At 71.5% G+C, this 25400-nt stretch carries 25 protein-coding genes; 16 read left to right on the top strand and 9 right to left on the bottom strand.

All coding sequences use genetic code 11. The annotated features are described in order from the left end of the window. Nucleotides 1-14: 14 nt before the first annotated feature. Nucleotides 15-1127, bottom strand: coding sequence for a glutamate 5-kinase (proB, locus tag AMIS_RS02780; protein WP_172666561.1), 1113 nt, complete (start codon nucleotides 1125-1127; stop codon nucleotides 15-17). Nucleotides 1128-1189: 62 nt separating this feature from the next. Here proB and AMIS_RS02785 point away from each other — a divergent pair, with 62 nt between their 5' ends. Further along, nucleotides 1190-1492 (top strand): MGMT family protein, encoded by a 303-nt coding sequence (locus AMIS_RS02785; protein ID WP_014440669.1) that lies wholly within the window; start codon nucleotides 1190-1192, stop codon nucleotides 1490-1492. Nucleotides 1493-1537: 45 nt separating this feature from the next. Further along, nucleotides 1538-2401, top strand: coding sequence for a class I SAM-dependent methyltransferase (locus AMIS_RS02790; RefSeq protein WP_014440670.1), 864 nt, complete (start codon nucleotides 1538-1540; stop codon nucleotides 2399-2401). Here AMIS_RS02790 and AMIS_RS02795 read toward each other — a convergent pair. Next, nucleotides 2362-3042, bottom strand: a complete 681-nt coding sequence (locus AMIS_RS02795; protein ID WP_014440671.1) for a TetR/AcrR family transcriptional regulator — start codon at nucleotides 3040-3042, stop codon at nucleotides 2362-2364. The genes AMIS_RS02790 and AMIS_RS02795 overlap by 40 nt on opposite strands. Nucleotides 3043-3143: 101 nt before the next feature. Between AMIS_RS02795 and AMIS_RS02800 the strand changes: the two genes are divergently transcribed. Beyond that, nucleotides 3144-4073 carry an NAD-dependent epimerase/dehydratase family protein gene (locus AMIS_RS02800; protein WP_014440672.1) on the top strand — a complete coding sequence of 310 codons (930 nt, stop codon included), beginning with the start codon at nucleotides 3144-3146 and terminating at the stop codon, nucleotides 4071-4073. Nucleotides 4074-4094: 21 nt separating this feature from the next. Here the strand turns inward: AMIS_RS02800 and AMIS_RS02805 are convergent, their stop codons facing one another. Beyond that, the gene (locus AMIS_RS02805) at nucleotides 4095-5486 is read right to left on the bottom strand and encodes a gamma-glutamyltransferase (RefSeq protein WP_014440673.1); all 1392 of its coding nucleotides are present in this window, start codon (nucleotides 5484-5486) and stop codon (nucleotides 4095-4097) included. Nucleotides 5487-5534: 48 nt separating this feature from the next. Here AMIS_RS02805 and AMIS_RS02810 point away from each other — a divergent pair, with 48 nt between their 5' ends. From AMIS_RS02810 to AMIS_RS02825, 4 genes are read left to right on the top strand one after another with little or no spacing between them, the layout of a single operon-like run. Continuing rightward, nucleotides 5535-6878, top strand: a complete 1344-nt coding sequence (locus AMIS_RS02810) for an MFS transporter (RefSeq protein ID WP_051041804.1) — start codon at nucleotides 5535-5537, stop codon at nucleotides 6876-6878. Then, nucleotides 6875-8293 carry a pyridoxal phosphate-dependent decarboxylase family protein gene (locus AMIS_RS02815; RefSeq protein WP_014440675.1) on the top strand — a complete coding sequence of 473 codons (1419 nt, stop codon included), beginning with the start codon at nucleotides 6875-6877 and terminating at the stop codon, nucleotides 8291-8293. The genes AMIS_RS02810 and AMIS_RS02815 overlap by 4 nt, the downstream gene beginning before the upstream one ends. Before the next feature lie 29 nt (nucleotides 8294-8322). Next, complete coding sequence (locus tag AMIS_RS02820; RefSeq protein WP_014440676.1) at nucleotides 8323-9462, top strand: Fic family protein; 1140 nt, start codon at nucleotides 8323-8325, stop codon at nucleotides 9460-9462. Between the two features lie 4 nt (nucleotides 9463-9466). Then, nucleotides 9467-9997 carry an NADH-quinone oxidoreductase subunit B gene (locus tag AMIS_RS02825; protein WP_014440677.1) on the top strand — a complete coding sequence of 177 codons (531 nt, stop codon included), beginning with the start codon at nucleotides 9467-9469 and terminating at the stop codon, nucleotides 9995-9997. A gap of 140 nt (nucleotides 9998-10137) precedes the next feature. Here the strand turns inward: AMIS_RS02825 and hemC are convergent, their stop codons facing one another. After that, on the bottom strand, nucleotides 10138-11067 hold the full coding sequence (hemC, locus tag AMIS_RS02830; RefSeq protein WP_014440678.1) for a hydroxymethylbilane synthase: 930 nt from the start codon (nucleotides 11065-11067) through the stop codon (nucleotides 10138-10140). A gap of 72 nt (nucleotides 11068-11139) precedes the next feature. Here hemC and AMIS_RS02835 point away from each other — a divergent pair, with 72 nt between their 5' ends. After that, nucleotides 11140-12441, top strand: a complete 1302-nt coding sequence (locus AMIS_RS02835; protein WP_014440679.1) for a DUF2252 domain-containing protein — start codon at nucleotides 11140-11142, stop codon at nucleotides 12439-12441. Between the two features lie 3 nt (nucleotides 12442-12444). On the opposite strand, the gene AMIS_RS02840 is transcribed toward AMIS_RS02835, so the two are convergent. Continuing rightward, nucleotides 12445-13371, bottom strand: coding sequence for a hypothetical protein (locus AMIS_RS02840; RefSeq protein WP_014440680.1), 927 nt, complete (start codon nucleotides 13369-13371; stop codon nucleotides 12445-12447). Then, entirely contained in the window at nucleotides 13371-13871 is a 501-nt protein-coding gene (locus tag AMIS_RS02845; protein ID WP_331428999.1) for an RNA polymerase sigma factor, read from the bottom strand. Before AMIS_RS02845 ends, AMIS_RS02840 begins: the two co-directional genes overlap by 1 nt. A gap of 333 nt (nucleotides 13872-14204) precedes the next feature. Between AMIS_RS02845 and AMIS_RS02850 the strand changes: the two genes are divergently transcribed. The 8 genes from AMIS_RS02850 to AMIS_RS02885 are packed head-to-tail and all read left to right on the top strand — an operon-like array spanning nucleotide 14205 to nucleotide 22375. Next, nucleotides 14205-14825, top strand: coding sequence for an NADH-quinone oxidoreductase subunit C (locus AMIS_RS02850; RefSeq protein WP_041829529.1), 621 nt, complete (start codon nucleotides 14205-14207; stop codon nucleotides 14823-14825). Beyond that, nucleotides 14825-15784, top strand: coding sequence for a complex I subunit 1/NuoH family protein (locus AMIS_RS02855; RefSeq protein WP_014440683.1), 960 nt, complete (start codon nucleotides 14825-14827; stop codon nucleotides 15782-15784). The genes AMIS_RS02850 and AMIS_RS02855 overlap by 1 nt, the downstream gene beginning before the upstream one ends. Before the next feature lie 60 nt (nucleotides 15785-15844). Further along, the gene (locus AMIS_RS02860) at nucleotides 15845-16492 is read left to right on the top strand and encodes a NuoI/complex I 23 kDa subunit family protein (RefSeq protein WP_014440684.1); all 648 of its coding nucleotides are present in this window, start codon (nucleotides 15845-15847) and stop codon (nucleotides 16490-16492) included. Further along, nucleotides 16489-17049, top strand: coding sequence for an NADH-quinone oxidoreductase subunit J family protein (locus tag AMIS_RS02865; RefSeq protein ID WP_014440685.1), 561 nt, complete (start codon nucleotides 16489-16491; stop codon nucleotides 17047-17049). Before AMIS_RS02860 ends, AMIS_RS02865 begins: the two co-directional genes overlap by 4 nt. Next, nucleotides 17049-17453 (top strand): NADH-quinone oxidoreductase subunit NuoK, encoded by a 405-nt coding sequence (gene nuoK, locus AMIS_RS02870; RefSeq protein WP_014440686.1) that lies wholly within the window; start codon nucleotides 17049-17051, stop codon nucleotides 17451-17453. The genes AMIS_RS02865 and nuoK overlap by 1 nt, the downstream gene beginning before the upstream one ends. Further along, nucleotides 17450-19360, top strand: coding sequence for an NADH-quinone oxidoreductase subunit 5 family protein (locus AMIS_RS02875; protein WP_014440687.1), 1911 nt, complete (start codon nucleotides 17450-17452; stop codon nucleotides 19358-19360). The genes nuoK and AMIS_RS02875 overlap by 4 nt, the downstream gene beginning before the upstream one ends. Next, nucleotides 19357-20865, top strand: a complete 1509-nt coding sequence (locus tag AMIS_RS02880; protein ID WP_014440688.1) for a complex I subunit 4 family protein — start codon at nucleotides 19357-19359, stop codon at nucleotides 20863-20865. The genes AMIS_RS02875 and AMIS_RS02880 overlap by 4 nt, the downstream gene beginning before the upstream one ends. Before the next feature lie 52 nt (nucleotides 20866-20917). After that, the gene (locus tag AMIS_RS02885) at nucleotides 20918-22375 is read left to right on the top strand and encodes an NADH-quinone oxidoreductase subunit N (protein WP_014440689.1); all 1458 of its coding nucleotides are present in this window, start codon (nucleotides 20918-20920) and stop codon (nucleotides 22373-22375) included. 378 nt (nucleotides 22376-22753) lie between these two features. Here AMIS_RS02885 and AMIS_RS02890 read toward each other — a convergent pair whose 3' ends face one another. The 3 genes from AMIS_RS02890 to htpX form a co-directional block, all read right to left on the bottom strand. Continuing rightward, nucleotides 22754-22993: a hypothetical protein gene (locus tag AMIS_RS02890; protein ID WP_014440690.1), complete on the bottom strand. Its 240-nt coding sequence runs from the start codon at nucleotides 22991-22993 to the stop codon at nucleotides 22754-22756. A 127-nt stretch (nucleotides 22994-23120) separates the two neighbouring features. Continuing rightward, entirely contained in the window at nucleotides 23121-24371 is a 1251-nt protein-coding gene (locus AMIS_RS02895) for an MFS transporter (RefSeq protein WP_014440691.1), read from the bottom strand. 98 nt (nucleotides 24372-24469) lie between these two features. After that, on the bottom strand, nucleotides 24470-25336 hold the full coding sequence (gene htpX / locus AMIS_RS02900; protein WP_014440692.1) for a zinc metalloprotease HtpX: 867 nt from the start codon (nucleotides 25334-25336) through the stop codon (nucleotides 24470-24472). Between the last annotated feature and the right edge of the window lie 64 nt (nucleotides 25337-25400).

The following is a 25400-nucleotide window of genomic DNA, read 5'->3' on the forward strand; positions in this document are numbered from 1 at the left end:
AAGATCGAAGCTGGTTACAGCAGCACCAGGTCGTCGCGGTGCACGACCTCTCGTTCATAGCCCGGGCCGAGGGCCGCGGCCAACTCCGGAGTGGACCGCCCGAGCAGCGCCGGCAGTTCCACCGCGTCGTAGTTGACCAGGCCGCGCGCCACCGGGGTGCCGGAACCGGCGTCGACCAGGTCGACCGGGTCGCCGGCCGCGAACGAGCCGTCCACCGCGGTGATGCCGGCCGGCAGCAGCGACTTGCGGCGGGTCACCACCGCGGCGACCGCGCCGGCGTCGAGGTGCAGGCGCCCGCGCGGCGCGGTGGCGTGGGCGAGCCAGAACAGCCGCGCGGCCGGTCGTGAGGACGCGGCCTCGAACAGCGTGCCGACATCCGCACCGGCCACCGCCGGTCCGGCCAGCGGCGCGGCGGTGAGCACCACCGGGATGCCGAAGCCGGTGGCGATCCGGGCGGCCTCGACCTTCGTCACCATGCCGCCGGTGCCGACGCCGGAGCGGCCCGGCGTCGCGATGTCGATACCCGACAAATCCGTTTCGCTCGGGACGAGGGAGATCCGCCGCGAGGCCGGGTCCGACGGGTTACCGGTGTAGAGCGCGTCCACATCGGAGAGCAGCACCAGCAGGTCGGCGTCGGCGAGCGCGGCGACGAGCGCGGCCAGCCGGTCGTTGTCACCGAACCGGATCTCCTCGGTGGCGACCGTGTCGTTCTCGTTGACGATCGGCAGCGCGCCCAGGTCGAGCAGTTTCCGCAGGGTCCGGTACGCGTTGCGGTAGTGCGCCCGCCGGGTCACGTCGTCGACGGTGAGCAGCACCTGCCCGACGGTCAGCCCGTGCCGCCCGAAACCCGCGGTGTACCGCCCCATCAGCAGACCCTGGCCCACCGAGGCCGCCGCCTGCTGGGTGGCGAGGTCACGCGGTCGCCGGCGCAGCTGCAGCGGGGCCAGGCCGGCGGCGATCGCGCCGCTGGAGACCAGGACCACCTCACGGCCGGCCGTCGCCAGCCCGCCGAGGACGTCGACCAGGGCGTCCACCCGTTTGTCGTCGATGCCGCCCTCCGCCGTGGTCAGCGAGGACGACCCCACCTTCACCACGATCCGGCGCGCACCGGTCACCACATCCCGCACTCGGCCCATTCTGCAAGGCGGGCCGCTGTCGATCGCGGTCAGATCCCATATGGTGGCGATTGATGACACCCGAGGAGTACGTCGAACACGTTCTGACGATGGTGGAGACCATCCCGGAGGGGCGGGTCATGTCGTACGGCGCGATCGCCGACGCCCTGGCCGAGCGCTCCGGCCGCAACTCGCCGCGCCAGGTCGGCACGATCATGGCCCGGCACGGTGGCGGCGTGCCGTGGCACCGAGTGGTGAGCAGCAGCGGCCGGCTTCCCCCGGGGCACGAGCGGGAGGCCCGGGCCCGGTTGCTGGCCGAGGGCGTGCCGATGCGCGGCGATCGGGTGCAGATGACGAAGGCCGGGTGGATGCCGTGATGCGCGGCGATCACATGGAGATGACGAAAGCCGGGTGGGCGCCTGATGCGCAACGGTGAGCCGAGCCGGACGGCGTGGAGTGCCGCGCGCTATCGAGCCGCGCACCAGCTGCTCGAGGAGGGGTCGATCTTCCGGGACCCGCTGGCCGTACAAATCCTGAATGAACCGCAAGCGGATCTCCTGGCGGACGCACCGCGGTCGGGGATGCGGCTGTTCATCGCGGCGCGGACGCGTTTCGCCGAGGACGCGATCGCGGCGGCCGTCGCGCGGGGCGTGCGGGAGCTGGTGATCCTCGGGGCGGGACTCGACACGTTCGCCTACCGCAACCCGCATCCGCAGCTCCGGGTGACCGAAGTCGATCACCCGGACACGCAGGCCTGGAAGCGTGCGCGGCTGGCCGAGACCGGCATCGCGGTGCCGGGCGGCGTCCGCTACGCCGGCGTGGACTTCGAGCACGAGTCACTGAACGTGACCCTGGACGGTCCGGCGTTCTTCCTCTGGCTGGGTGTGGTGCCCTACCTGACCAGCGACGGCTTCGCCGAGACGCTCTCGTTCGTGGCGTCGGGCGAGGGCAACGAGGTGGTCTTCGACTACGCGCAGTCGCCGGAGCGGATGGCGCCCGGCCGGCGGGCCGCCCTGGAGGCACGGGCCGCGCGGGTGGCCAAGCTCGGCGAGCCGTGGCTGACCTACTTCGAGCCCGACGAGATCGACGCTGAGCTGCGCGGACATGGGTTCACCGAGATCGAAGACCTGGGTCCGTCGGCGCTCGCGGCGCGCTATTTCGGCCGTCCGGACGTGCCGCCGGAGACGCCCGGCGGTCACGTCCTGCACGCCCGGCGTCAGGCAAGCCCGGGTCAGGCAAGCCCGCGTCAGGCCAGCCCGGCCAGCGACGCCGCTGACCGCATCTGATACTCGAAGAACCCGCGCCTGTCGTTGTCGACCGACTTGTTGAGCTGGCCGAACAGCTCGGCGCTCACCGCGCCGCAGAGCTGGAAGAACGCGGCGATGGTGTCGGCGACGACGCGCGGCGGCATGCCCGGCATGAACGAGGACGCGATCGGCTCGAGCTCGCGGGCGAAACCTCCGGTCAGCGGTTCCCGATCTTCGACAAGACCGTTCTGGTACGCCTCCCCCAGCGTCACGCCGAGCAGCAGAAGGACCCGTGTCGCCGGCCCGACGGTGTCCTGCGGCGCCTGGTACCCGGGGACCGGGCTGCCGTAGATCAGCGCCCACTGGTGCGGGTTGGCGAGGGCCCAGTCCCGCACCGCGTGGCAGGCCGCGAGCCACTTGTCGAGGGGAGTCGCCGCGGCCGAGATGGCTCGCTCGGCGGCGTCGCCGACCTCGTTGTACGCGTCGATGATCAGTGCGGTGAGCAGCTCGTCGCGGCTGGCGAAGTAGCGGTAGACCGCCGACGAGGCCATCTGCAGGTCGCGAGCGACCGCCCGGAGTGACAGGTTCGCGCCGTCCGTGGCGAGGTGGCGGCGGGCCACCGTCTTGATCTCTTCGGTCATCTCGGCCCGAACCCGGGCCCGTAAGTTCGCGGCGCTCATAAGCTGAGTGTGCCACAACGAGAGCACTGCTCTTGCATTCGAGCGGCGCTCTATGAGACTGTCGTTCTTAACAGAGAGCACTGCTCACAAAGGAGATCGCAATGGCACAGCACGTCGTCGTGGGTTCCGGGCCGATCGGGTCTAAGGTCGCTTCGCTCCTCGCTGACCAGGGAGAAAGCGTCCGGGTCGTCACGCGGAGCGGTCGTGGCCCGGAGCATCCGCTGATCGAGCGGGTGGCCGCCGACGCCGCCGACGCCCGCCGGCTCACCGAGCTGACCGCCGGCGCCGAGGTCCTCTACAACTGTGCCAACCCGAAATACACCGAGTGGGAGAAACTCTGGTTCCCGATGAACAACGCGATGCTCGCCGCGGCCACGGCGGCCGGCGCGGTCTACGCGATCACCGGAAACCTGTACGGGTACGGCCCTCAGCCCGGTGGCCGGATGACCGAGAGCACCCCGCTCGCCGCGACCGGTCGCAAGGGCCGCATCCGCAACCGGATGTGGCAGGACGCCCTGACCAGCGGGGTGCGTACGGTCGAGGTCCGCGGCTCTGACTACGTCGGCGCGGGCACCGCCGGGGTCTTCTCCGCCGCCCTTTTGCCGGCCATCCAGAAGGGCCGCGCGGCCTGGGCCCCGGCGAACGTGGACCTGCCGCACAGCTTCACCTACACCGGCGACATGGCCCGGGCCCTGGTCACCCTCGCCCGCGACAACCGGTCGTACGGGAAGGGCTGGCACGTCCCCTCGCCCGCGCCGGTCACCATCCGGCAGATGGCCGCGCGCTACTGCGAGCTCACCGGCCAGCCCCAGCTCAAGATTCACATCGTGCCGAGGTTCGTGATGCGTACGGCCGGGCTGGTCGTCCCGATCGCCCGGGAGCTGGCCGAGATGGACTACCAGTTCTACGCGCCGTTCGTGATGGACAGCTCGCTCACCGAGCGCACCTTCGGTCTGACCGCGACCGATCTGGACGTGGCGTTGCGGGAGACCGCGGACGCCGCCGAGGAAACCGCGGCCCGGACGATGTGACGCCCAGCAGTGCCTGACTTTCTACAGAAGGATCCCCACCCCGCCCCGGCGCGGATCCCCGGCCGCGCCGGCCCGGCCCACCGCGGTCACCCCGCCGAAGTAGTGGTTCAGCTCCGGCCACTCGACCACCTGCCACCCCGCGTCGGTGAGCGCGGCCAGTTCCTCGGGCGGGCAGCCCGCCTCGGCGTGCACGGTCTCCTCCACCACGTGGTACCGCGGCCGGGCGATCGCCTCCGGCACGGTCAGGTCGTCGACGAGCAGGCCGAGCAGCGTGTCCACCAGGGCGGTACGGATCCGCGACGCCCCCGCCGACCCGGCCGCCACGGCCAGCCCGCCGTCCGGGGCGATCACCACGAGCGGGCACATGTACGACGCCATCCGCCGCCCCGGCACCAGCTCCTCGGTGAGCAGTTCGCCCTCGCCCAGCATCGAGTTCAGGTTGATGCCGAGCCCGGGCAGCCAGACCCCGGCGCCGAGCCCGAGCGTCGTGGTGATCACGCAGGCGTTCCCGTCGGCGTCGACCACTGACACGTTCGTGGTGTCGCCGAGCCGTTGCGTTCCCCGGTTGCGCAGCGCGGTGGCGACGGCCGGCGCCCGTTTCGGCCGGGACAGGTCGTCCGGCAGCGCCGCGATCGTGTCGATCGTCCGATTCAGGTCGTGCCGGGCGTAGACCCGGTGCCCGGCGAGCATGGCCCGGTCCACGTCGGTCGACACCACCCGGTAGCTCGCCAGATCGGCCGGGCCGAGCGAGCCGCCCGCGTCCCGCACCGCGCCGACCAGCACGTCCGCGTACTCCCCGGTGTAGAAGACGTCCGGTCCCTGCTCGCCGAGGGCGTCCATCGCGGTCGCCAGCCCGGGGTGGAAGAGCAGTTCGTCGCCCTGCAGCAGCCGCCCGCCCGGCTGGTAGAGCTCCGCACCCGCGCCGTACGCCAGCGCCGGGGCGCACGACTCCAGCGTGCGGGCGTGCGCGGCCGGGAGCAGCACACCGGTCCGCGCCAGACCGGCGGCCGGCGCCACCACCTCGGCCCAGGGCAGCCGCCCCCAGCGCCGGTGCACCTCACCGAGACCGGCCGGGACTCCGGGCACGGCGACGCTCGCCCCGCCGATCGAGTAGGTCTGTGGTAGCCCGCCGAAGAACACGTCGACCGAGACCATCGGCTCGGCCTTGCGGTCCCCGTCGAGGCCGGGGACCGAGACGAAGAAGTCGAGACAGGTGACCTCGCCGGTGTCCGCCTCGAAGTAGGTGGCGAACCCGCCGCCACCCAGTCCCGTGTAGACCGTCTCCGCGACGCAGCACGCCAGGACGGCCCCCACCGCGGCGTCCGCCGCACTGCCTCCGGCCTGCAGGATCCGCACCCCGGTGCGCGCCGTCGCCGGGTGGCTGGCGGCCACGCCGGCCGCAACGCTTGTCATGCGGCGAGCGTAGGCGGCGAGGCCGGATCATGGTTACGATGCGCGTCGATGACGACACCTGGTCCCTCTCCCGTGTTACCACGGACGGGCGTATTACCTCGTGGAGTTTTGGCTGGATATGCGCTGGGTTCGTTGGTCACCGGCGCGTTCGGCACGGTGCCCGGTTTGCTTCTTCTGCCTTATCTGACCGACACCCTGGGTGTGGCGGCCGGCGCCGCGGGCCTGCTCGTGCTGCTGCCGAAGGCGTGGGACGTGGTGGTCAATCCGATGGCCGGGCGGATCTCCGACCGGGCCGGCTCCCGGCGCCCGTTCCTCCTGGTCGCCGGCCTGCTCCTGGGCGTGCTTTTCGCGGCGATCTTCGGAGCGCCGTTCGCCGGGAGCGCGGCCTCCGGCGCCTACGTGGCCGTCGCGTTCCTGGCCGCCGCCACGGCGTACGCCTTCTTCCAGGTGCCCTACGTCGCCATGCCGGCCGAGCTGACCGACGGTTACGCCGAACGCACCCGCCTGATGACCTGGCGGGTCGCGGTCCTGGCGCTGGCGATCCTGGCGTCCGGCGCGCTCGCACCGCTTGTCGTCGAGCTCACCGGCGGCGGCCGGGAAGGACACCGGTGGTCCGGCGCCTTCGTCGGCGCCCTCATCGTCGTGGGCACGCTCGCCACCTTCCTGGGTACGCGTAAAGCAGACTCCCGTACCGCCGCGGAATCCGAGCCGAGCCTGCGAGCGCAACTGCGCGTGGCATCCGGCAACCGGCCGTTCCGCGCGCTGCTGATCTGCTTCGTGGTCCAGGCCGCGGGCATCGGCACCATGCTGGCCGGCGTCCAGTACTTCGCCGACCACGTGCTCTTCCAGTCCTCCGGCGCGACGTTCCTGTTCGCCGCGTTCGTCGGGCCGGCGCTGCTCGTCATGCCGCTCTGGAGCGCCGCCGGCCGCCGCTGGGGCAAGCTCCGCTCACTGATCGTGTCCTCGCTGCTGTTCACCGCCGGCGCCCTGCTCCTGCTCGCCGCCCCGGTCCTGCCGCCGGCCGTGGTCTACGGCATCGTCGCGGTGATCGGCGCCGGATACGCCGGCCAGCAGGTGTTCGCCATGTCGATGCTGCCGGACTGCATCGCCTACGACACCGAGCGCACCGGCCGCCGCCAGGCCGGCGTCTTCACCGGCCTGTGGACCGCGGGGGAGACCTTCGGCCTGGCGCTCGGCCCCGGCATCTTCGCGGCCATGCTGCAGATCTTCGGGTATGCGTCGTCGGCCACCGGAGAGGCCGCGGCCCAGAGCGACGACGCCCGTCTCGGCGTGCTGCTCGGTTTCACCGTCGTCCCCGCGGTGCTGGTCGGCGCCGCGCTCGTGGTGCTCCGCGGGTACCGCGAGCTGACCCGAACGGAGGTCCCGTCATGATCGATGCGCTGCCGGAGAAGGGCGTGCCCGGCGACCAGGTCCTGGCCGAGCTGCGGGAGCTGCGTGGCGCCGATCTGCCGACGCACGGCGGGCAACTCTTCGCGTACGTCTACGACCCGGCCCGCCCCGGCCTGGACGCCCTGGCCGTCGCCGCGCACGCGCTCTCGTACCAGGTGAACGGCCTCGACCCGACGGCGTTCCCGTCCCTGCTCGCGATGGAGAACGCCCTGGTCGCGGCGGCCGCCCGGCTGCTCGGCGGCGGTGCGGAGACGGTCGGCAGCGTGACCAGCGGGGGCACCGAGTCGCTGATCCTCGCGGTGAAGGCGGCGCGGGACGCCCACCCCGAGATCGAGCAGCCGCGCCTGGTCGTCCCGTCCACCGCGCACGCGGCGTTCGCCAAGGCCGCGCACTATCTGCGGGTGGAACTCGACGTCGTACCGGTGAAGGGGTTGGCGGCGGACCCGGAAGCGATGGCCGCGGCAATCAGCCGAGACACCGTCCTGGTCGCGGCCTCCGCGCCCAGTTACGCACATGGCGTCATCGACCCCATCCCGGAGCTCGCCGCCGCGGCTGCCGGCCAAGGGGTCCGGTTCCACGTCGACGCCTGCTTCGGCGGCTGGATCCTGCCCTACCTGCGACGGCTCGGCGCGGACCTGCCACCCTTCGACCTGTCCGTTCCCGGCGTCACCAGCATCTCGGTCGACCTGCACAAATACGCCTACGCCCCGAAGGGCGTCGCGGTGCTGCTGCACGCGACGGAGGAGCTGCGCCGGCCGCAGTACTTCGCCTACGCGGACTGGCCCGGCTACACCATGGTCAACCCGGTGATCTCGTCCACCCGGTCGGGCGGCCCGATCGCCGCGGCATTCGCCACTTTGCGCAACATCGGCGACGCCGGCTATCTCGACCTGGCCGCGCGCACCCGCGAGGCGGTCACGATCCTGGCCGCCGCGGTCACCGCCACCGACGGCGTCCGGCTCTACGCCCCGGCCTCGACGAGCGTGGTCTGCCTGGCGTCCGACGGCGCCGACCTGTTCGTCCTCGCCGACGAGCTGGCCGCGCGAGGCTGGCACACCCAGCCCCAGATGGCGTACGCGGACTTCCCCGCGACCCTGCACCTGACCGTGACGGCCGCGGTCCGCGAGACCGCCGAGGCGTTCGGACCCGACCTGGAGGCAGCGGTGGCGGCCGCGAAGGCCAGGGGCCCGGTCCCGGTGCCGGAGTTGCCCCCGCTGACCCCCGAGATGATCACCCCGGAGCTGATCGCCGGGCTGGCCGAGGGCCTGGGCCTGGGTGGCGGCGACTTCTCCCGGATGGCGATGGTCAACACGGTCCTGAACGCCTCCCCGCCGGCCGTGCGGGAGGCCCTGCTGGCCGGCTTCCTCAGCCACCTCCAGCGCCCGGTAATCCAATGACGCAATGATTACGTCGTAGGCTTGGACCCGTGCTGTACCCGACGCCTGTGCTGACCGATGCCGACCAAGCCGTACTGGCCGGCATTGAAGAGATGCGCCAGAACCTGCGTCATCAGATCCAGGGCAGCCCCGCCAAGTGGACTCTCGGGCTGCGGAAGTACCTGACGGCCGACGCGGTGGCCCGTTCGAACTCGATCGAGGGATTCCGTGTCTCCACCGTCGACGTCCAGGACTTGATGGATGGCGAACGGGACGTCGACGTCTCCGAGGAGAATCGCGAGGAGACGCTCGCCTATCAGCGCATGATGACCTACGTGCAGACCTTGCACGACGTCGCGGACTTCGAATACAGCAAGGGTCTGCTCAACGCTTTGCACTGGGTGCTGCAGGGGCATCGCCACTCCGCACGGAGGCCGGCCGGGCAGTGGCGTCCCGGGGCCGTCTACGTCACCGACCCGGACGACCCGAGACTTGCCGCCTATACGGCTCCCGCCGCTGACGAGGTTGCCGGTCTGATCGGTGAACTGGTGGCATGGCTCAACACCGACGATGGAAGTCATCCTCTGGTCCGTGCCGCCATGTCGCACCTGCACCTCGTCTCCATCCACCCCTGGGCCGATGGCAACGGGCGTATGTCGCGGTCACTCCAGACGCTGATGATTGCGCGGGAATGTGTGCTCGCTCCCGAGTTCTCCTCGATCGAGGCATGGCTCGGGCGTCGCCAGAACACCTGGGCCTACTACGCAGAGTTGAAGCGCCGCGGATCCACCTTCGTCCCCGACCAGGACGTCTCCAGTTGGATCCGATTCAATCTGACTGCCTACCACGAGCAGGCGCAGGCCGTCCAAGGTCGCGTGGACAGGTCCGCAGCCGTCTGGAGCATGCTGCTGGAGTTCGCCGCGGAGACCGGTCTGGATGAGCGGACTGTCTCCGCGTTGCACGACGTCGCCGTGATCGGTCGGATCCGCCGTCACCGCTACGAGCAGGCGGAGGGTCTCACCCTGCAGCAAGCTCAGCGGGACCTCCGGGATCTCACTGCCGCCGGTTTGCTCGAGCCTGTCGGCCGGACGCGGGCCCGCTACTACACCGAGGGGCCACACTTTCCGGAACGGGTTCTGGAGGTCGCCCGCACACCGATGACCCTGACCGCGCCCTACGAGGTAGGTTGACCGGATGGCGCTTCCTGGAGTTCTCGGTGAACCCATCCGGTTCGTGTTGAACTGGGGACGCCGCTATTCGCTGTGGGTGTTCAACTTCGGTCTGGCGTGCTGTGCCATCGAGTTCATCGCGTCCAGCATGAGCCGGCACGACTTCATGCGTCTCGGCGTCATTCCGTTCGCGCACGGGCCGCGCCAAGCCGACCTCATGGTCGTCTCCGGCACGGTCACCGACAAGATGGCGCCGGCGATCAAGCGGCTCTACGACCAGATGCCCGAGCCCAAGTACGTGATCTCCTTCGGCTCCTGCTCGAACTGCGGCGGACCGTACTGGGATTCATATTCGGTCACCAAGGGCGTCGACCAGATCATCCCGGTTGACGTCTACGTGCCCGGCTGCCCGCCCCGGCCGGAGGCGCTGCTGCACGGCATCCTGCGTCTCCAGGAGAAGATCGCCGCCGAGCAGTCCGGCGTGGGCGGCGTCTCCCGCCCGGACGCGCTGTCCCTGACGGCTCCCCTGGTCCGCCCGCCGATTCAGGCCGACTAGCTGGTCCGGCCGGCGATCCAGGCCGACTAGCTGGTCCGGCCGGCGATCCAGGCCGACTAGCTGGTCCGGCCGGCGATCCAGGCCGACTAGCTGGTCTGGCCGCCGGTCCAGGCCGGCGGGCGCGGTCCGGTCGGGCCCGGCTAGCGGGTGGCTTCGTCGAGGATGTCGCGGGCGCCCTGGCGGAGCAGCGCCGCCGCCACCGAAGTGCCCAGCACGATCGGGTCGGTGGCCCACTCGTGGACGTCCAGCACGGTCTTGCCGTCGATGCTGATCACCCGGGCGCGCAGGCCGATCCGGCCGTCCGGCTCGGTGCGGGCGTAACCGGCGATCGGCGAGTGGCAGCTTCCCTGGAGGATGTGCAGCATCCACCGCTCGGCCTCGGTCTCCTGCCGGGTCCGCCGGTCGCCGAGTGATTCGGCCAGCTCAACCGCGACGGTGTCGTCGTCGCGGCATTGCAGGACCAGCGTGCCGGAGCCGACCGCGGGCACGAACGTGTCGACGTCGATCGGGTGCGTCATCCGCTGTTCCTGGCCGATGCGGTGCAGGCCGGAGACGGCGAGCAGCAGCGCGTCGTAGTCGCCGGCGTCGAGTTTCGCGAGGCGGGAGTTGGCGTTGCCGCGGATCGGCACGGCCGTCAGGTGCGGATAGTGCAGGGCGAGCTGGGCGATCCGGCGCACCGCCGACGTGCCCACCCGGGACCCGGCCGGGAGCTGGTCGATCCGCCTGCCGCCGGGGTGGATCAGGCAGTCCCGTACGTCGTCGCGGGCCAGGTAGGCGGCGAGCACCGTGCCGGCCGGCGCAGGACGGTCGCCCGGCACGTCCTTGACGCAGTGCACGGCCAGGTCGACCCGGCCGTCCAGCAGGGCCTGGTCGACCTCTTTCGTGAAGGCGCCCTTGCCGCCGAGATCGGCGAGCGACCCCTGCCACCTGTCGCCGCTGGTGGAGAGCGGTAGCACCTCGACCGTGACGTCGGGGTGCCGCTCGGCCAGCATCAGGCGGACGCGTTCCACCTGGGCGAGGGCCATCGGCGAGGACCGTGTTCCGATACGCAGCAAGCGTGAAGCGGACATAGCGGAAAGGGTAGCGGTTTCAATCCGCGCGGACGTGCCCCTCCCGGGCGACGGCTGAGTAGCGTGATCAACATGGGTTCTCAGTCTCGTGCCGACTTCATCGTCGACGTGCTGACGCGCGAGTTCGGCGCGCTGATGGCGATCGACCCCGCCGCGTTCCGCCGCAAGTTCCGGAAGATGGCGGCGTCCCCGTTCGCGTTCTACCGGGGCAGCGCCTCGCTCTTCTACGCCGACCTCACCGGCGGTTACCGCGACGACAGCTATCTGGACGAGCGGACCAACCGGGTGTGGATCCACGGTGACCTGCATGCGGAGAACTTCGGCACCTACATGAACTCGTCGGGCCACCTGGTCTTCAACGTCAACGACTTCGACGAGGCGTACGTCGGCCCGTTCAGCTGGGACCTGAAGCGGTTCTCGGCGAGCGTCGCGCTGATCGGGTATTCGAAGGCGCTCTCCGACGACAACATCACCGAGCTCGTCACCCGGTTCGCCCGGTCGTACCTCACCGAGCTGCGGGCGATCGCGCACGGCGGGGACGACGCGATCGGCTCGATCACGCTGGAGAACGCGGACGGCGTACTCCGCAGGGTCTTGCAGGAGGCGAGACTGAACACCCGGGTGGACCTGCTCGCCGCGCAGACCACCATCGACGACTACGAGCGCCGGTTCTCGCTCGGCGACGGCGTCTACGACGTCGACGGACCGACCGAGGTGGCGGTGCGCGCCGCCTTCGACACCTACCTGAGGACGCTGCCGGACCGGTCCCGGCCGGTCTCCACCAATATCAAGGACATCAAGCTGCGCAAGGGCGTCGGCATCGGCTCGGCCGGCCTCCCGTCGTACAACCTGCTGCTGGAGGGGCACACCGAGGCGCTGGAGAACGACGTCGTCATCTACATGAAGCAGGCGCAGATGCCGGCCGTGGCGCGCTGGATCGACGACGAGCGGGTCCGGTCGTACTTCACGCATCAGGGCCATCGGACCGCCGAGTCGCAGCGGGCACTGCAGGCGCACGCCGACCCGTGGCTGGGCTTCACCGAGCTGGACGGTGTGGGTCAGCTGGTGGCCGAGGTCTCCCCGTACGCGGCGGACCTGGATTGGTCCGATGTGAACGAGCCGGAGGAGCTGACCGGTGTGATCGCCGACCTGGGCCGGGCGGTGGCCCGGATGCACTCGGTCGCCGACGACGAGTCCAGCCACGACCTGGTGGATTTCTCCACCGAGGAGGCGATCGTGGCGGTGGTCGACGCCGACGAGGCCGGTTTCGTCCGGCACCTGGTGGAGTTCGCCCACCGGTACGGCGACCAGGCCCGCGAGGACCACCAGGACTTCGTCGACGTCTTCCGCAACGGCCGCCTCCCGGGCCTCTGAGGCCTAGGCCTTCTCCACCAGGATCGCGCCGGCGCTGCGGCCGAGTGCCTCCGTGTCCGGGCTCAGCTCGATCGAGAGCCCGCCGCTTGTGAGGTCGTAGGTCAGGGACTTCGTCGTTCCGCAGCGCACCGGCACCGATTTCGGCCCGAAGGTCACCCCGTCGTTCATCCGGGCGACGGTGAGGGTCGCGCTGCCGTGCCCGGCGCAGGCGGCCCGGATCCGGTACCGGCCGGCTTCCGTGGCCCAATCCACACTCTTGTTGTGGTGGTCCAGGAAGAAGTTCTCCGCGGCGACGCTGCGCTGCTGGTCGAACTCGGGGAGCATCGCCTCCGCGGCCTGCAGGTACGGGGTCCGGTCGGCCACCGAGAGCACCGGCAGGTACCCGAAGAAGGCCTTACCCCGGCCGGCCACGTGCGGGCGGATCGTGATCGGCACGGTGGCGCCCGGCTTCGCGACGGTGAACGGCACGGTCAGCACGGTCGACTGGCCGGTGTCACATCCGACGGAGGCCTCCGTGCTCCCCACCGTGACGTCGATGGTCCCGGCGCCGAAGCAGACCATCTTCATGTCGTACCGGCCGCCGAGCAGGTCACGCGTCGTGCTGATCAGGCCGTCGCCGGGGTCGAAGACGGCGAGGGCGCCGGGATCCGGGCTGTCCGGGTCGATGCCGAGCGCCGTCGCCACGTCCTCGGAGTCCTCGGTGACCGGCGCCGCGCTGATCGCGGGGGCCGCCGCCGGTGTCGCGGTGTCGCCCGGCCGGATCACCGCGACCAGCCCGGACACGGCGAGCACCGCGACCGCCGCCGCGGCCGACAGGGCGGCCCGGCGACGCCGTGCGGCCCGCCGCAGCGGCCCGGTGCCCGGCGGCATGACCGTGGGCAGCGTCTCGGCGCGCAGATCCGCGAAGAGTTCCTCGATCCGGTCGGGCATCACGCACCTCCAGCGCTGTCGGAAAGATCGGAGATTTCGAGCTGGGCGGCGAGCGCGGCCCGTCCTCGGTGCAGCCAGGACTTCACGGTTCCGGCCGCCACCCGCTCCCGCTGGGCGATCTCGGACACCGGCATGTCGGCCAGGTAGTGCAGGACCAGGGCGCGGCGCTGGCTGTCCGGCAGCGTGGTGAGCGCGGCGACGAGCGCGACCCGTTCCGGGCCTGGGCCCTCCGACTGCGGTTCGGCCCGTCGCTGCCGGCCGAGGAAGCTGAGCGCCGTCCGGGCCCGGCGCCAGCGGCTCACGGCCAGGTTCCAGGCGACCCGCCGGATCCAGGCGACCGGATCGTCGTAGGAGGAAATGCTGTTCCACCGGACGAGCGCGCGGTAGAACGCCTCCTGGACCACGTCCTGCGCCTCTTGCCGGTCCCCGAAGTACGCGTAGAGCTGCACCGTCAGGTCGGCGTAGTGGGCGGCGTAAACCTCGTCGAAGGATGGGCGCACGGCGATCCGCGTCTCCGATCCACTTCTGGCGATGGTTGTCACGGCCACTACACGCCGCGGCCCGGCGACCGGTTGCACCCCGGCCGCCGGCAATCCTCAGCGGATCGGCAGCAGGTACCCGATCTCGGCACGCTCCGCCGGATCCGCCTGGTACCGGTCCCAGAATTCCACGTTCTTCCCGAGCAGCTCCGGGGTTTGAATTCCTTGCGGACCGGCGGCCAGGAGCAGGCGAAGCTGTGCTCGGCCAGCACCTTGCTGGCGTCGCCGCGAGGAATACACGCGCGTGCACGGGGGAACGTTGCGACGACCTCCGGCGACCATAGGATGTGGCGCATGACGCCAGAAGAGGTCGGCGACCGCATGGTCACCCTGCTGGCGACCGACCAGCTTCCGCTCAACGCGACGGCGGGGGTCTCCGGCGGCGGTCCCGGGCACGCCCGCGCGGTGATCGACGTGCCGGTGGGCCGCTGGTGGTTCGCCGCGGAGATGGCCCGGGACCCCGGCGCGGTCGGCTGCGACTTCTTCGACTGGCTGTCCGCGGTCGACGAGCTGGACGAGGGCTTCACGGTGGTCGCCCACCTCTGGTCGGTGCGGCGCCGGCACGGCATGCTGCTGCGGACCCGGATCACCCGGGACGAGCCGGAGATCGAGTCGCTGGTGGACCTCTATCCGGGCGCGGACTGGCACGAGCGGGAGACGCACGAGATGTTCGGCATCGCGTTCGCCCGTCATCCCGGGCTGCGCCCGCTGCTGCTGCCCCCGGAGTTCGAGGGGCATCCGCTGCGCAAGGAGTTCGTGCTGGCCGCGCGGGTGGCGAAGCCGTGGCCGGGCGCGAAGGAGCCGGGTGAGTCGGAAGGCGGCACGGCGAAGCGTGCCCCGATGCGGCCGCCGGGCGTCCCCGACCCGAACGAGTGGGGCCCGAAGCGGAGCCGCCCGGAACGAGGGGCGAGCTGATGCCGCTCTGGCTGGACCTGCTGATCCGGGTGGTCGCCGTGATGGCGGCCTTCCTGGTGCTCCCGCTCGTGGTCGGACAGGCCGAGCACAAGGTGATGGCGCACATGCAGGGCCGGGTCGGCCCGATGTACGCGGGCGCCTTCCACGGCTGGGCCCAGCTGGTCGCCGACGGCGTGAAGTTCGTGCAGAAGGAGGACGTCACACCCCGCGAGGCTGATCGTGCGGTCTTCCGGCTCGCCCCGATCGTGGCGCTCTTCCCGTACCTGATCGTGCTCCTGACCGTGCCGCTCGGACCCGGCGGCCTGGTCGCCCAGAGCTTGGACATCGGGTTGTTCCTGGTCCTGGCGGTGCTCGGGATCGGCGTGGTGGCCGTGCTGATGTCGGCGTGGAGCTCGGCGAACAAGTACAGCCTGCTCGGCGGCGTGCGCGGCGCGGCCCAGCTGCTGGGCTACGAGCTTCCGCTGGTCCTCGCGGCGGCGAGTGTCGCGATGGCGGCCGGCACGCTGAGCCTGCCCGGCATCGTCGAGGCGTGGCGCCCGTGGTGGCTGATCTGGCAGGCGCCGGCCGCGTTCGTCTTCTTCATCGCCGGCCTCGCCGAGATCCGCCGCCCGCCGTTCGACATGCCGATCGCCGACTCGGAGCTGGTCTTCGGTTACATGACCGAGTACACCGGTCTGCGCTTCGCGTTCTTCCTGCTCGCCGAGTACGTGGGCATCGTCGTGATCGCGGCCCTGACCACGGTGTTGTTCCTCGGCGGCTGGCACGGCCCGTTCGCCGATCAGCTCGGCTGGCTCTGGACCCTGCTGAAGATCTTCGCCCTGTCCTTCGTGATCATCTGGCTGCGGGTGAGTTATCCGCGCCTGCGCGAGGACCAGCTACAACGCCTCTGCTGGCTGATCCTGGTCCCGGTCTCACTGGCCCAGCTGGTCCTGACCGTCGCCGTGAAGGCCCTGACCTAGCGGAATTATCGGGCGGGCCGAGGTCGCGTCGCCCGCCCGGACCGGGCAGGATATGCCCTTGTGAGTGATAACGGCGGCCGCGACGTGCCCGGCAAGGGCCTGCTCGACGGGCTCGCGGTCACCTTCAAGACGATGACCAAGCGGTCCACCACCCAGCAGTACCCGGACGTCGAGCCCGACCTGCCCCCACGTTCCCGCGGCGTGATCGCCCTGTCCGAGGAGAACTGCACCGTCTGCATGCTCTGCGCACGCGAGTGCCCGGACTGGTGCATCTACATCGACTCGCACAAGGAGGAGGTCGTCGTCCCGGGCGCCGCACGCGCCCGTCAGCGCAACGTGCTGGACCGCTTCGACATCGACTTCTCCCTCTGCATGTACTGCGGCATCTGCATCGAGGTCTGCCCCTTCGACGCGCTGCACTGGACGCCCGAGTTCGAATACGCCGAGACCGACGTGCTCTCCCTGCTGCACGACAAGGACCGGCTGGGGGAGTGGATGCGCACCGTGCCTCCGCCGCCGGCACACGACGTGCTCGGCGAGCCGAGCAAGGAGGAGGCCACGGCGGCGCGCAAGGCCGCGGGCCCCGGCGCGGCGACTGCCGCCAAGACCGCAAGACCTTCTTCGGTACGGGCGGCGCCCCCGGCAACCGCAGCGCGAGCCGTCCCGAAGCCACCCGGTGACGCCGCCTCCCCGGAGCAGGCCCCGTGACCGTCTCCGACGTGCTGCTGCTGGCGCTCGGCGCGCTCGCGGTCGGTTCCGGCGCGCTCGTGGTGACCAGCAGCCACCTGGTCCGGTCCGGCCTCTACCTGGTGGTGAGCCTCGGCGCGATCGCCGGCCTCTACCTGGTCCTCGGCGCGGAGCTGGTCGCCTGGGTGCAGGTCCTGGTCTACGTCGGCGCGGTGGTCGTGCTGCTGCTGTTCGCGGTGATGCTGACCCGCGCGCCGATCGGCCCCTCGGCCGACCTGGACCGCCCGGCCTTCCCGGCGATCCTGATCGGCGGCGGGACCGGCCTCGGGCTGGCCGCCCTGTTCGCCGACGCGTTCCACTGGGTGCGTTACCCGGAGCCCGAGCCGGGCACCGCCGAGCGGGTCGGCGAGCAGATCTTCGGCGCCTGGGTGCTGCCGTTCGAGGTGCTCTCGATCCTGCTGCTCTCGGCGCTGGTCGGCGCGATCATCCTGTCCCGCCCGGATGTGGGCGCCCGCACGAGCCTGCCCGGCGAGGGGCCGGTCGGGGAGGGGCCGGTCGAGGAGGGGGTGGACGCCTGATGCACGTCGTCATCCCGTACGTGGTGGGCGCCCTGCTCTTCGGCCTCGGCGTCTACGGCGTGCTGCGCCGGCGCAACGCGATCCTGGTCCTGATGGCCGTCGAGCTGATGCTCAACGCGGTGAACCTGATCCTGGTGACCGCGGACGTCTCGCTGCGGTCCGCGCTGACCGGCGTCGCGATCGAGTCGTGGGCCCGGCCCGGCGCGGCCACCCCCGGCACGGGCGGTGTCTTCGCCCTGTTCGTGATCGTGCTGGCGGCCGCCGAGGTGGGTGTCGGCCTCGCGATCGTCCTGCAGTACTACCGGATGCGGAAAGCTGTGATCACCGACGAGGTGCGGCTGGACACCGAGCTCTCCGGGGACGGCACACTCTCCGGGGACGACGAGGAACGGGTGGCCGGGTGAGCGTCGACGTCGCCGGGCCGCTGCTTCCCCTCGTACCCCTGCTCTGTGGTCTTCTCGGACTCCTGCTGCCGGCCGGCGACGGCGCGGGACCACGCAGGCGGATCGCCGCCGGTCTCGGCATCGCCGGGGCGGCGGCCGCGCTGCTCCTCGCGATCAGGCTGCTCGTCGCGGGCAGCGAACCGTTCGAGACCGGGCTGGAGATCGCGCGGTTCGGCGACTTCGCGGTCAGTTTCGGGGTCGCGATCAGCCCGGCCGTGGTCTACGTCGCGCTGGCGGTGAGCCTCGTCGCGCTGCTCGTGCAGGTCTACTCGGTCACCTACCTGCACGACGACCCCCGGTACGCGCCCTACGCCGCCCAGGTCAGCCTCTTCACCGGCGCGATGCTGCTGGTCGTCACGTCGCACGATCTGATCGTCCTGCTGGTCGGCTGGGAGGTGATGGGCGCCTGCTCCTACCTGCTGATCGGCCACGACCGGCGGCTGCCGGAAGCGCCCGCCGCCGCGGGGAAGGCGTTCCTGGTCACCCGGGTCGGTGACGTCGGGTTCCTGCTCGGCATCGCCGTGCTGATCACGCAGGCCGGCAGCACCCGGCTCGACCAGGTGACCACCTATCCGTACGACGCCGGCACGCTGACCGCCGCGCTGCTGCTGATCCTGGCCGGGGTGGCCGGCAAGAGCGCCCAGTTCCCGCTGCACACGTGGCTGCCGGACGCGATGGCCGGCCCGACCCCGATCTCCGCGCTGATCCACGCCGCGACGATGGTCGCGGCCGGCGTCTACGTGGTGTTCCGGCTCTACCCGCTCTACGAGCAGTCACCGGCCGCACTCGCCGTCCTCGGCCTGATGGCCGCGATCACGATCCTGCTCGGCGCGCTCGCCGCCACCGCGCAGGACGACCTGAAACGGGTGCTGGCCTGGTCGACGGTCTCCCAGATCGGCTACATGACCGCCGCGCTCGCGGTCGGCTCGCCCGCCGCCGCGCTGTTCCACCTGCTCACCCACGCCGCCTTCAAGGCGCTGCTCTTCCTCGCGGCCGGCGCGGTGATCCACGCGGTCGGCTCCGGGCTGCTGTCCCGGATGGGTGGTCTGCGCACGTCGATGCCCGTGACGTTCTGGTCGTTCGTGATCGGGCTGGGCGCGCTGGCCGGCGTGCCGCCGCTGGCCGGCTTCTGGTCGAAGGAGACGGTGCTGACCGCGGCCGCGCACGCCACCGAGGGGACCGAGCCGATCCCGGTCTGGGCCGGGTGGGTGGTCTGGCTGGCCGCGCTGCTCGCGGTCGGGATCACCGCCTGGTACGCGACGAGACTCCTGCTCCGGGCGTTCTTCGGGGTGTCCCGGGAGCACGGTCCGGAGGGGCCGGACTGGGAGATCGGCTTCGACGACGCCCGCTACCAGGTCCCGCGCACCCCGCATGACCCGCCGTGGCCGATGCGCGGGCCGCTGCTGGTGTTGCTGGTCCCGTCCGCGCTGCTCGGGCTCGCCGCCTACGCCCCCGGTTTCCGCACCTCGCTGGAGCTGGAGGACCCGCACCTCGGCGTCGCTGTCGCGCTGCCGATGCTGCTGCTCGTCGCGGGCGCCGGCGTGGCCTGGTGGATCTGGTGGGCGGTTCCGGGCGCGGACCCGGCGCTCGCCCTCGGCCGGGCCCGCCCGCTGTTCGCCGACGGCTTCCATCTGGACGCCGTCCAGCACCGGTACGTCGTGGTCCCGGTGCGCTACCTCGCCAGGTGGGTGACGACCGGTGACGAGAAGATCGTGGACGCCGCCGTGATGGGGGCGGGCGCCCGAACCCGCGGTCTCGGCGGCCTTTTCGCCGAGGTGCACCGGATCGCCCTGCCGGGCGCCGCGCTGCTGGTCCTGCTGGGCGGCCTGGTCCTCGGCATCGTTGCCTGGCTGGGGGCGCTCGCATGACGCTGACCACCGACTCCTGGTCGTTCCTGCTCGTCGCGATGCTCGCCGTCCCGGCCGCCGGCGCCGCCGTGGTCGCGCTGCTCCCGGCCGCCCGCGACCGGCAGGCCCGGATCGTCGCGACCGTCTTCGCGGCCGTCACGTTCCTGCTGACGCTCGCCGTGCCGGTGGTCGTCCCGGACGAGTTCGGCTGGTTCTCCGTCGACGGTGTGCCGGGTCTGGTGCCCTGGCTGAACCTCGACGTGCCCTGGGTGCCGGCCCTCGGGCTGGAGTTCCACCTCGGCGTGGACGCGATCTCGTACCCGCTGGTGGTTCTCACCGGATTGCTGACGCTGCTCTGCTGCGCGTACACGATCAAGACCGGGGCCCGCGCCCTGGCCGCCCTCCTCCTGGTCCTGGAGGTGGGGGTGCTCGGCACGTTCCTGGCCCTGGACCTGATCCTCTTCTTCATCTTCTTCGAAGTGGTCCTGCTCCCGATGTACGCCGTGATCGCCGGCTGGGGCGGGCCGGACCGGCGGCGGGCGGCCCGCAAGTTCGTCCTCTACACGCTGGCCGGCTCGGTGCTGCTGCTGATCGGCGTGGTGACGGTGGTGTCGCAGACCGGCACCGGCGACCTGACCGGTACCTTCCCGCTGAGCCGGAACACGCAGTGGCTGGTCTTCGCCCTGTTCGCGGTGGCGTTCGCGATCAAGGCGCCGCTCTGGCCGCTGCACACCTGGCTGCCCGACGCGCACACCGAGGCGCCCACGGTCGGCTCGGTGATCCTGGCCGGCGTGCTGCTGAAGATGGGCACGTACGGCCTGATCCGGGTCGGCGTCGGCGTGGCGCCGGACGGGGCGGCCTGGGCGGCGCCGGTGCTCGCGGTGCTGGCCGTCGTGGCGATCCTCGCCGGTTCGCTGATCTGCCTGCGGCAGCGCGAACTGAAACGGCTGATCGCCTACTCCAGCGTCGGGCACATGGGTTTCGTGCTGCTCGGCATCGCCACCCTCACGGTCACCGGGATCCAGGCCGCGCTGATCGGCAACGTCGCGCACGGCCTGATCACCGGGCTGCTGTTCTTCCTGGTCGGGACGATCAAGGACCGTACCGGGACCGGCACGCTCGACCAGCTCAGCGGCCTGCGCGAACGCTCGCCCCGGCTGGCCGGCCTGCTCGGCTTCGCCGCGATCGCGTCGCTCGGCCTGCCGGGTCTGGCCGGTTTCTGGGGCGAGGCGTTCGCGGTGGTCGCGGCGGTGCAGCGGGGCCACCCGTTCTGGGTGGCCTGCGGCGTCGTGGCGGCCGTCGGCGGCGCGCTGACGGCCGCGTACTTCCTGCGCCTGCTGCGGCGGGTCACGCACGGTCCGGCAACCCCGGCGGTACGGTCGTCGCGCTCGGCGATCAGCGCGGGGGAGTGGGTCGCGTGGGCGCCGCTGGTGCTGCTCACCCTGGTCGTCGGCGTGGCCCCGGCCCTGATCCTCTCCGGAACCGACCTGCCGATCGTCTCTCTCCTCGGAGGTGGCCGCCCGTGAGCAGCGCCGCCCGTCCCAGCGCGCCGCGTGCCGCTTCCCTCGGAGCCCGCCCATGAGTAGTCAGGCCGTCGGTCATTTCGCCCTTATCCCGCTTTATATGGCCGCGGGTACCGCGATTCTGGCTCTGCTTGCCGACCTCTTCACCGGCCGCCGTGCCGTGACCGCCGGCGTCACCCTGCTCGGCACGCTCGCCACCGCGGCCGGCGCCCTGCTGACGAACGGCGCCGACCCCACGTTCTGCGCCGCCGGCGGCTGCTCCTGGATACCCTCCGGCGCCGCGGCCACCACCGCGGTGCTCTTCGCCGGCCTGACCGCCGGGGTGCTGGCGTTCTCGCTGCCCGCCCTGCGGCTCGGCGTCGCGCCGGCCGGCGAGTTCTGCTTCCTGCTGGCCTGCTCGATGACCGGCGGCGTGACCGTCGCCTACGCCGGTGACCTGATCACCCTGATCGTCGGCCTCGAGACGCTCACCCTGCCGCTCTACGTGCTCGTCGGCCTGCGCCGCTTCGCACCCGGCGAACGCGTCAGCACCGCCCCGGCCGCCGCCTCGGTCACGTTCTTCCTGATCAGCGTCGTCTCCACGGCGATCGCCCTGCTCGGGGTGGCGCTCAACTACGCGGCGACCGGCGCCGTACACCTGGCCCTGCTCGGTCCCGCCCCGGCCCCGTTCGCCCCGATCGCCGGAGTGGGCGCCGCCCTGCTGGTGATCGGCCTCGCCTTCAAGGTCGCCGCGGTCCCGTTGCACGCCTGGGCGCCGGCCACCTACGACGGCGCCCCGGTGCCGGTGGCCGCCTACCTGTCGACCGCCTCCAAACTCGGCGGCGTCCTCGCCCTGGCCGCAGTCGTGTCCCGCCTCGACACCCGCGCCGTCGTCATCCTGCTCGCCATCCTGACCATGACGATCGGCAACCTGGTCGCGCTCCGGCAGTCCCGCATGGTGCGCCTGCTCGCCTGGTCCTCGATCGCCCAGGCCGGCTACATCCTGGCCGCCCTGGCGCTCGGCGAACCCGGTGTGGTGGCCGCCCTCGCGTACGCCGCCTTCTTCGTCGTCCTCGAACTGATCGCCTTCGGCGTGGTGGTGTCCCTGCGCCGCCCGGGCGCCGACGGCGGTGCGATCGACGATTACCGGGGCGCCGCCCGTCGCCGTCCCTGGCTCGGCGCCGCACTGGTCCTGGCCCTGGCCGGCCTGGCCGGTCTGCCACCCGGGCTGGCAGGCTTGTTCGCGAAGCTCTCCGTGGTGGACGCCCTGGTCGACGCGAACTGGACCTGGCTGGCCGGCATCGTGGTACTGAACGCGGTGATCGCCCTGGCGTACTACGTCCGCGTCTCCGCCGCCCTCTACACGGTTCCGGCCCGGGTGGGCCTGTCCGTGGCTGACCCGGCCCTCGTGAACGCGGCGGTGAACCCCCGGCTACCGGTCCCGCGCCCGGTGGCGGTGACGCTGGTGGCGGCGGTCGCGGTAGCGGTGGCGCTGGGGTTCGCGCCCCAGCTCCTCTTCGACGCCCTCTCCTGATCTCGCATCTCCGCGTGTGCAGTTCAGGCGCGCTCCGCACCCGAACTACACATGCCGGACCAGCACTGAGCGCCGGCCGGTCCGGCCGGTCCGGCCGGTCCGGCTGGTGGTGAGTGTTGTTGCGCTGGGTGCCGGCTGGTCCGGCTGGTGCACAGTGCTGTTGGATCGTCCGGTGACAGCGCTGGGAGCCAGCTCACGCCGGCCGGCTGGCTTTCAGTGCTGTCACAGGCCGGTTGGACGACGCTGAGCGCCAGCGGGCACGCGAGGTTCCACGATCCACGGCCCGCCGGCCCAGCCCGACCGCCCGGCCCAGCCCGACCGCCCGGCCCGCCGGCAGCCGCCGGCAGCCGCCGAGGACGGCGTATGGAGCGCCCGGGACTACAGCGCCTCCCGCACGAGGCCCGCCAGGCCGGCCAGCGCGATCGACCACACGATGATCAGGGCGGATATCTTGAACACCCTCCGGCCGATCCGGGCCATCCGGCTCATGCCGGTGCCCTCGACGATGCCGCCCATCATGTCGGTCTGTGAGGAGAAGGAGAACGGGTTGGAGTTCGTCTCGACGTAGGAGCGCTTCAGCCACTCCCGGTCCGGGTTCGGATCCTGGATCGTTCCCATGACCACCAGTGTGCGCGGGAGCGCAAGGGCCCAGCCGTGCAGCGGTAGCGAAACTCGCCGGACGGCCTGGGGCCGGGCGCGTGGTCGCGCGGACTCTCGGGGACAGTTCGGGTGCTGTCGGGGACGGCTAGGACCGTACCCCTGAAGTCGCCCACTGCTCGGCGGCGAGCCGATCTGCTCGCGCCATCGAGCCCTGCGGCAGGGCCGCGACCGCCGCCGCGGCCAGGACCACCGCTCCGGCGAAGGCGAAGGACCAGGGCAGGCCGTCGGGCTGGTCGACGATCACGCCGGCGATGGCTCCGCCGGCGGCGCTGCCGGAGACCGAGACGGTGACCATCCACGTGTAGGCCTCGTTCAGCATTCCGGCCGGGACGAGGCGGCCGACCAGGTTGTTCTCCACGGTGAGCGCGGGTGCGAGGGTGGCGCCGCCGATCACCAGGGCGGCGCCGAGCCAGATCGGGCTGGGCATGAGCGCGAGGATCAGGAAGCTGGTGCCGACCGCGGCCAGCAGCCAGGCGAACTGGTGGGTGAGCGCCATCGCGGGGCGGCGGGTGCCGAACCAGATGCCGCCGATCGCGCTGCCCACGCCCCAGACGCCGAGGAGGACGCCGCCCATGCTGTCGCCGCCGCCGTGCTGGCCGGCATAGGCGGGGACGATGACGCCGGCCGCCCCGAACGCCACGCCGAGGGCGGTGACGCAGATCAGCAGGTGCGGGAAGCCGTCGGCGCGCAGCGGGCCGAGGCCTTTCGCGGCGTGGTCGGCGCCGTGGCCGGCCCGGTGGCGCATCACGGGGAGACGGGCGATCCAGAGGGTGCCGACGAGGGTGGCGACGGCCGCGCTGAGCAGGGCCGAGGCCGGGTCGCCGCTGATCACCATGAAGGCGGCGACGAGCATCGGGCCGAGGACGAAGACCAGCTCGAACAGGGAGGTCTCGGCGGCGAGGGCGGCCTGCCGGAGACCGTTGGCGCCGGTCATGTCGGTCCAGGCGCGGCGGATCGCCGCGGTCAGCGGAGGGTACGTCGCCCCGGCCACCGCCGTCGCCAGGAAGATCCACGGCAGATTGCCGGCGCCGCCGCGGCTGGCGAGGACCAGGGCGCCCAGCGCCAGCGGGTGCAGCACGGCCGTCGCCAGCAGGATGGGCGCCGCCCCGATCCGGTCGGCGAGCCGTCCCGCGATCGGGCTCAGCGCGGCGCCGGCCAGGGCGTAGACGCCACCGGCGAGACCGGCCGCCGCGTACCGCCCGGTGGTCTGCTCGACCAGGAGCAACAGGGCCAGCGGTGTCATGCCGATACCGAGCCGGGCGAGGATCCCGACCACCAGCAGAACCCGTCCGCCCGGTAGTTGCCACACGCCAAGGTACTGACGCAACGCGGTCACGGGCAGGCCTCCGGAATCAGCTTCGGTAACGGGTGAAACGCGTTTCGAGGCTAACGCCGGAGGCCTGGTTAACAGAACTGAAATAACCCAGTGGTGCCCTACCTCACCAAGGACGCCTGCACGTGCAGGCGGCGGATCCGCTCCTCCATCGGCGGGTGCGTGGAGAACAGCCCGGCGATCCCGCCGCCCCGGAGCGGGTTGGCGATCATCAGGTGGGCGCTGGAGGTGAGCTGGCCCTCGGCCGGCAGCGGCATCCTCTGCGTGCCGTAGTGGATCTTCTCCAGGGCGCTGGCGAGGGCGAGCGGGTCACGGGTCATCGTGGCGCCGGACGCGTCCGCCTGGAACTCCCGGTTCCGGCTGATCGCCAGCTGGATGATCGACGCGGCCAGCGGGCCGAGGATCATCATGAGCAGCAGGCCGGCCGGGTTCGGGCTGTCCTCGTCGTCGGAGCTGGTGAACGGCAGGAAGAACGCCAGCTGGGCGAGCATCGTGACGATGCCGGCGAGGCCGGCCGCCACGCTGGAGATGAGGATGTCGCGGTTGTAGACGTGCGACAGCTCGTGGCCGATCACACCGCGCAGCTCGCGCAGGGTCAGCAGGCGGGTGATGCCGACCGTCACCGCGACCGCAGCGTGCTGCGGATCACGCCCGGTGGCGAACGCGTTCGGCTGCATCGCCGGGGACACGTAGAGCCGTGGCATCGGCTGACCCGCCTCGGTCGCGAGCTCGCGGACCATCGTGTAGAGCTCGGGGAACTCGGCCTCGCTCACCGGCCGCGCGCCCATCGATCGCAGAGCGATCTTGTCTGAGTAGAAGTAGCTGAAAGCATTCGTGGCCAGCGAAATGATCACGGCGACGACCAGGCCGCCGCTGCCACCCAGCCAGTAGCCCACGGTCAGGATGAGACCCGTGAGCACACCCAGCAGAGCCGCTGTCTTGAGGCCATTGTGATGGCTGGACAACATCCACTCCTTAGGCTTGCGGGCTTGTGGCCCGCACTCCAGACAACATCGGTGACCTGCGGTTTCA

The sequence above is a fragment of the Actinoplanes missouriensis 431 genome, assembly GCF_000284295.1.
In the GTDB taxonomy this organism is placed as follows: Bacteria; Actinomycetota; Actinomycetes; order Mycobacteriales; family Micromonosporaceae; genus Actinoplanes; species Actinoplanes missouriensis.